Origin of the sequence: Stenotrophomonas sp. GD04054, assembly GCF_029836955.1 — a bacterium.
In the GTDB taxonomy this organism is placed as follows: domain Bacteria; phylum Pseudomonadota; class Gammaproteobacteria; order Xanthomonadales; family Xanthomonadaceae; genus Stenotrophomonas; species Stenotrophomonas maltophilia_A.
Genome location: NZ_JAOECR010000094.1, coordinates 1 through 6,496, shown reverse-complemented (window position 1 = coordinate 6,496; position 6,496 = coordinate 1). Strand labels below are relative to the sequence as shown.

5 protein-coding genes are annotated in these 6,496 nt (G+C 69.1%); 3 read left to right on the top strand and 2 right to left on the bottom strand.

Annotated features, from left to right (window positions below):
* Positions 1-346 precede the first annotated feature (346 nt).
* Entirely contained in the window at positions 347-1,678 is a 1,332-nt protein-coding gene (gene xseA / locus N7573_RS22145) for an exodeoxyribonuclease VII large subunit (RefSeq protein ID WP_279913788.1), read from the bottom strand.
* Between the two features lie 44 nt (positions 1,679-1,722).
* Positions 1,723-2,793: a tRNA epoxyqueuosine(34) reductase QueG gene (gene queG / locus N7573_RS22140; RefSeq protein ID WP_107431255.1), complete on the bottom strand. Its 1,071-nt coding sequence runs from the start codon at positions 2,791-2,793 to the stop codon at positions 1,723-1,725.
* Between the two features lie 23 nt (positions 2,794-2,816).
* On the opposite strand from queG, the gene N7573_RS22135 reads away from it, so the two are divergent.
* The 3 genes from N7573_RS22135 to N7573_RS22125 all read left to right on the top strand — a co-directional run bounded on the left by N7573_RS22135 (position 2,817) and on the right by N7573_RS22125 (position 6,425).
* On the top strand, positions 2,817-4,301 hold the full coding sequence (locus N7573_RS22135) for an NAD(P)H-hydrate dehydratase (RefSeq protein ID WP_279913787.1): 1,485 nt from the start codon (positions 2,817-2,819) through the stop codon (positions 4,299-4,301).
* A complete protein-coding gene (gene tsaE, locus N7573_RS22130) occupies positions 4,298-4,780 on the top strand; it encodes a tRNA (adenosine(37)-N6)-threonylcarbamoyltransferase complex ATPase subunit type 1 TsaE (RefSeq protein WP_032130506.1) in 483 nt (160 codons plus the stop codon). Before N7573_RS22135 ends, tsaE begins: the two co-directional genes overlap by 4 nt.
* Before the next feature lie 82 nt (positions 4,781-4,862).
* Positions 4,863-6,425: an N-acetylmuramoyl-L-alanine amidase gene (locus tag N7573_RS22125; RefSeq protein WP_279913786.1), complete on the top strand. Its 1,563-nt coding sequence runs from the start codon at positions 4,863-4,865 to the stop codon at positions 6,423-6,425.
* Positions 6,426-6,496: the final 71 nt, after the last annotated feature.

The following is a 6,496-nucleotide window of genomic DNA, read 5'->3' as shown; positions in this document are numbered from 1 at the left end:
CGACAGATTCTCGCGACCTGCAGTAGATCCACGCCATGCGTGGATGCTCTTCGATCTCAATTCGAAATATTCGATTCCGATGGAGATTCATCCACGCATGCGTGGATCTACCGTGTCGACCAAGGTCGACAACTACCAACAGCCTCCGGAATCTGTCAGAGGCGGGGCGGTGTGGTTGTGCAGGACCGTTGGCGCCATGGATGGCGCCATCGAGCCCCCATGGATGGGTTTACGGCGTGTCCTGCACAGCCACACCGCCCCGCCATCCCACGGAATACCAGCTTTGGCTGTTGCTGTTGCTTGAACGCTTCTGCAGGTGCAGGGCGCAGCCCTGCCGAACACCCCTTTACTTGACCTGCACCTCGATCACGCCGTCGCCAATACGGGCCTGCAGGGCGTCACCAGGCTGCACCTGGTCGACGTGCCGCACCAGGACACCGTCGTCGCTGCGGGTCAGGATGCTGTAGCCACGTGCCACAGTCGCCAGCGGGCTGACCGCTTCCAGCGAACGCGCCAGCCCGCGCAGGCGCAGTGCATCGCGTTCCAGCAGGCGCTGCATCGCAATCTGCGGGCGCCCGCGCAGGGCTGCCAGGCGGCGCTGCATCGCGTCGAGCTGGCGTTGCGGATGGTGCCCGCGCAGCACCGCCGCCGCATGGCGCAGGCGTGCGGCACGGCGTTCCTGCTGCTGGTTGAACGCGGCATGCAGGCGCCGGCCCAGATCGAGCTGGCGGCGGCGCAGCAGGTCCAGCCGCGCCTGCGGGCTCTGTGCGTTCAGGCGCAGCAGGGCGCGGTCGGCGCGCTGCATCGCCTGCTGCATCGCATGCCGTTGCAACTGCACCATGCGGGCGGCCGTGCGGCGCAGGCGCAGGGCCAGTTCGCGCTGGTCGGGTACCAGCAGCTCGGCCGCCACCGACGGCGTCGGTGCGCGCAGGTCGGCGGCAAAATCGCTGAGGCTGAAGTCGGTTTCGTGTCCCACCGCCGACACCACCGGGGTGCGGCTGGCGGCGATCGCTCGGGCCAGGGCTTCATCGTTGAAGGCCCACAGGTCTTCCAGCGAGCCGCCGCCGCGGGTCAGCAGGATCACGTCGTAGCGGCCACTGGCGTCGGCGGCCTGCAGCAGGCGGGTGATCTGCGCGGCGGCACTGCTGCCCTGGACCAGGGTCGGCAGCAGGTCCACTTCCAGCAGTGGGAAGCGGCGGCCGAGCACGCTCAGCACGTCGCGTACGGCGGCACCGGTGGGCGAGGTGATCACTGCCAGGCGCTGCACGTGCGCCGGCAGCGGCCGCTTGCGTGCCGGGTCGAACAGGCCCTCGGCCTCCAGGCGTGCCTTCAGCTCCTCGAAGGCGCGGCGCAGCGCGCCTTCGCCGGCTTCTTCCATGTGGTCCAGCACCATCTGGTACTCGCCACGGGCGTCGTACAGGGTCACCTTGCCGCGCACCAGCACGCGCATGCCTTCGCGCGGCACGAACTTCAGGTACTGCGCCTTCATCCGGAACATTGCCGCGCGCAGCTGCGCACGTGCGTCCTTCAGGGTGAAATACAGGTGCCCGGAGGCAGGGCGCGCCACGCTGCCCAGTTCGGCCTCGACCCAGATCGCCGGGAAGCTGCCTTCCAGCAGGTCGCGGGCCAGGGTGTTGAGCTGGCTGGGGGTGAGGATGTCGTTGTTGCGTGGCTGCATGGGAACGGCGTGCTGCGGGCGGAACGGGGGCTCAGGATCGCACGTCAGCGCACCGTGTGCTGGCCCAGCGCCCACTGCACGTGTTCACGCACCAGCGGCGAGGGATCATCGATGCGGGTATGCAATGCGGCGAGCGCTTCGGCAGAGGACGGTGCGTTGCCCAGGGCCACGGCGATGTTGCGCAGCCAGCGTTCATGGCCACTGCGCCGGATCGGGCTGCCTTCGGTACGGCGCAGGAACTCGGCTTCATCCCAGGCGAACAGCTGGTCCAGCCGCGCGGTATCGAGGTTGTTGCGCGCGCGGAAATCGGCTTCGTCGGTACGCTTGGCGAACTTGTTCCAGGGGCAGACCAGCTGGCAGTCATCACAGCCGTAGATGCGGTTGCCGATCAACGGCCGCATCTCTTCGGGAATGGCGCCGTCGTGCTCGATGGTCAGGTAGGAGATACAGCGCCGCGCGTCCAGCCGCTGCGGGCCGGTGATGGCCTGGGTCGGGCAGACATCGATGCAGCGCGTGCAGGTACCGCAGTGTGCGGTGGCCGCTGCATCGATCGGCAGCGGGATATCGATGTAGATCTCGCCGATGAAGAACCAGGAGCCGCCATGGCGGTCGATCAGGCAGGTGTGCTTGCCGATCCAGCCCAGGCCGGCATTGCGCGCCAGTGCGCGTTCCAGCACGGGGGCGGAATCGACGAATACGCGGTAGCCCAGCGGTGCCACTTCATCGTTGATCTGCGTGGCCAGCTTCTGCAGGCGGTTGCGCATCAGCTTGTGGTAGTCGCGACCCAAAGCGTAACGGGCCACGTAGGCGCGGCCCGGGTCGGCCAGGGTTGCCCAAGCTTCGGTGTCGTCCTTGTGGCTGTAGTCCATGCCCACCGAGATCACCCGCACGGTGCCGGGCAGCAGTTCGGCCGGGCGCGCGCGCAGGGTGCCGTGGCGCGCCATCCAGTCCATCGTGCCGTACAGGCCCTGACCCAGCCAGTCGGCCAGGTGCGCTTCATCCTCGCCCAGCTCGATGCCGGCGATGCCACAGCGCTGGAAGCCATGCGCACGGGCGAGTTCGCGGATGCGCTGCACGGCCTGGGCCGGATCGACAGGGGCGGGGACGGGGGACATGTGCACCAGTATAAAATCCCCGCATGGCCAACCTTGCCGATCTGTTCGATTCCGCTGCCGCGCGTGCGCTTGATGCGCAGGCCTCGGCGCTGGCCGCCGAGGGCGGTTGGGGCCTGATGGCACAGGCCGGCCAGGCCGCCTGGCAGTGCCTGCTGCAGCATTGGCCGCAGGCGCAGCGGATCGGCGTGGTGGTTGGTGCGGGCAACAACGGCGGCGACGGCCATGTGCTGGCCCGCCATGCGTTGCAGGCCGGACGTGAGGTGACGGTGATCGCCTTGCCGGGGAAGCCACCGTCAACCGCGCTGGCACAGCGTGCAGCATCGGAATTCACATCCGACGGCGGCACCATCACCGATTTCGACGGCGCGCTTCCCGAGGCCGATATCTGGGTCGATGCACTGTTCGGGCTGGGCTTCGATCGCGTGCCGGAGGGCGTGGCGCGGACGCTGATTGCCGCGCTCAACGCGCAGGCGGCACCGGTTCTGGCGCTGGACGTCCCCAGTGGCGTGGATGCCGACCGCGGCGCCGTACCGGGCGAGGCGGTGAGGGCGGCGCTGACCGTGCAGTTCATCGTGCCGCATCGCGGGCTGTACACCGGCGATGCGCTGGACCATTGCGGGCGGAAGGCGCTGGCGCCGCTGCAGCTACCCGCGGCCGCATGGCAGGGCGTGTCACCCGCTGCGCAGCTCTGGACGCAGGTGCGCCTGCCAGCCCTGCTGCCGCCGCGCCGCACCAATACCCACAAGGGCGAATCCGGGCACGTGCTGTGCGTCGGCGGCAACCATGGCAGCGGCGGCGCCATCGCCATGGCGGCTGAAGCGGCGTTGCGCGCGGGTGCTGGATTGCTGAGCCTGGGCACCCGCCGCGACCACGTTGGCCCGTTGCTGGCGCGGCTGCCCGAAGCCATGACCCATGCACTGGAAGATGGTGACGCGCTGCCGGCACTGCTGGACAAGGCCAAGGTGGTGGCGATCGGCCCCGGTCTGGGCCAGGACGAATGGGCGCGCGCACTGTTTGCGCGGGTGCTGGCCAGCCCCAGGCCACTGGTGGTCGATGCCGATGCACTGAACCTGCTGGCGCAGGATCCGCGCGCGCTGCCCGACGCCATCCTTACGCCACACCCGGGCGAGGCCGCGCGCCTGCTGGGTTGCAGCACGTCTGACATCCAGGCCGATCGCTTCACCTGCGCACAGGCACTGGCCGAGCGCTTCCACGCCGTGGTGGTGCTGAAGGGCGCCGGCAGCATCGTCGCAGCGCCGGGGCAACGGCCACGACTGATCGCGGCTGGCAATCCCGGCATGGCCGTGGGTGGCATGGGAGACCTGCTGACAGGCATCATCGCCAGCCTGCGTGGGCAAGGCCTGGCCGCCTTCGATGCCGCCGCCGCTGGTGCGCTGTTGCATGCGCTTGCCGGCGACGTCGCTGCCGCCGACGGCGCGCGCGGCCTGCTTCCTACTGATCTGCTGTCGCCGCTGCGGCGACTGGCCAACCCGGAACTCTCCCGATGATCGATTTCTTCCTTGCCGACAGCGATGCCACTGAACTGCTCGGGCAGTGGCTGGCCGCCACCCGACCGCCGCAGGCGCTGGTCGAACTGCGCGGCGACCTGGGCGCCGGCAAATCCACCACCGCCCGCGCACTGCTGCGCGCACTGGGCGTGCAGGGGGCGATCCGCAGCCCGACCTACACCCTGGTCGAGCGCTATCCGCTGGCCAGCGGTGGCGAGGCCTGGCATCTGGATCTGTACCGGATCGGCCAGGCCGGCGAGCTCGATTTTCTCGGGCTGGACGAGGGCAGCGCGGTGTTGTGGCTGGTGGAATGGCCGGAACGCGGCGCTGGCGCGCTGCCGCCGACCGACCTGGTGGTGGCGCTGGAGATCGAGGGGCAGGGGCGTCGCGTCCGTCTCACTGGAGCCAGCGACGTCGGACATGAATGGCTGGAACGGCTCCCCCAAGGGGGCGACTTGCAGGCCATTTCTGTCGGCTGACGAGAACAAACACCGGCAGGTTACGGATTATTAAGGAAAAAGGTGTTGCATTCCGTTCAGCGCGGTGATTGAATCCTGAGCCATGCGCCCGGGGAACCGTCTCATTGCCATCTGTGCCGCCGTCGGACTGAGTCTGGCGAGCGTCAGTGCGTGGGCCGGTGAAGTCCGTCAGGTCCTGCTGAATACCGGCGCCACCGGCACCCGTGCCGAGATCTCGCTGGTCGGCAGTGGCGGTTACAAGACCTTGTCGCTGGCCGGACCGAACCGCCTGGTGGTCGATTTCCCGGACTCCAGCGCCATACGCAACCTGAAAATGCCGGCCGCGCAGGGCGTAGTCACGGCGGTGCGTACCGGACAGCCGGTGCCGGGGACCTTCCGTGTCGTTTTCGACCTCGCTGAATCGGTGGCGCCGTTCCGCCCACAGATGCAGCGCGAAGGCAATGAATCCAAGCTGGTGATCGAATGGCCGGGCGATGGCGCGGCCGTGGCCGCCAGCCGCCCGCCAGCGACGCCGGCGGTGCAGCCGCAGGCACCGGTCAACACGCCCGCACCGACGCCGGCCGAGAGCGCGCAGTCGCGCAACGACGCCGCGCGCGCCACCGCGCTGTTGACCGCGCAGGTACAGCAGCAGGCCAGCGCCGCCGCTGCCACACCGGCTACTCCGACCCCGGCCCCGTCCACTGCACCGGCCCAGGTCGCGGCAGCGGGCACGGCTGCCAGCAGTACGCCGTCCGCATCGCCGGCTGCGATCCTTGCCGGCCAGCGTACCGCCGCCGTGGTAACCACGCCGCCGGCCACAGCGCCTGCACCGGTTCCGACCACGGTGGTGCCACCGCGTCCGGCCATGCCCAGCGATGCCTCGCGCATCCGCATGCAGGCTGGCATGCGCCACCTGGTGGTGGCCATCGATCCAGGCCACGGCGGCCAGGACCCCGGTGCGATCGGCCCGACCGGCAAGCGCGAGAAGGATGTGACCCTGGCCGTAGCGCGTGAGCTGGCCCGTCAGGTCAACGCGACGCCGGGCCTGAAGGCCTACCTGACCCGCGACAGCGACGTGTTCATTCCGCTGCCGATGCGCGCGCAGAAGGCGCGTGCGAACAAGGCCGACATCTTCATTTCGATCCATGCCGACGCGGCGGAAAACCGTTCGGCCACGGGCTCGTCGGTGTACGTGCTGTCGACCAAGGGCGCCTCTTCGCAGCGCGCCCGCTGGCTGGCGGACAAGGAAAACGCGGCCGACCTGGTCGGTGGCGTGCGCCTGCAGCAGACCGAAGGCACGCTCGCCAACGTGCTGCTGGATCTGGCCCAGAGCGGCTACATGAAGGCGTCCGAGGACGCGGCCGGCCATGTGCTGGGCGGCCTGAAGCGGATCGGCAACAACCACAAGCCGAACATCGAGCGCGCCAACTTCGCGGTGCTGCGTACTTCGGACATGCCGGCGATGCTGGTGGAAACCGCGTTCATCTCCAATCCGGATGAAGAGCGCCGCCTGATCGACCCGGCCTACCAGCGCAAGATCGCCGGTGCGGTGCTGGACGGCGTGCACACGTTCTTCAGCCGTCAGCCGCCGCCGGGCACGTTGTATGCCGCCCGGGCCCAGGCCGAGATCGACGCCGCCGGCACCATGGCCGGCGGCAGCAAGTAACCCGCCGAAGGCGGGTTACTGCTTTCTGTAGAGTCGAGCGGCGCTCGACTGGGCCTTCCCGGTAGCCCGTC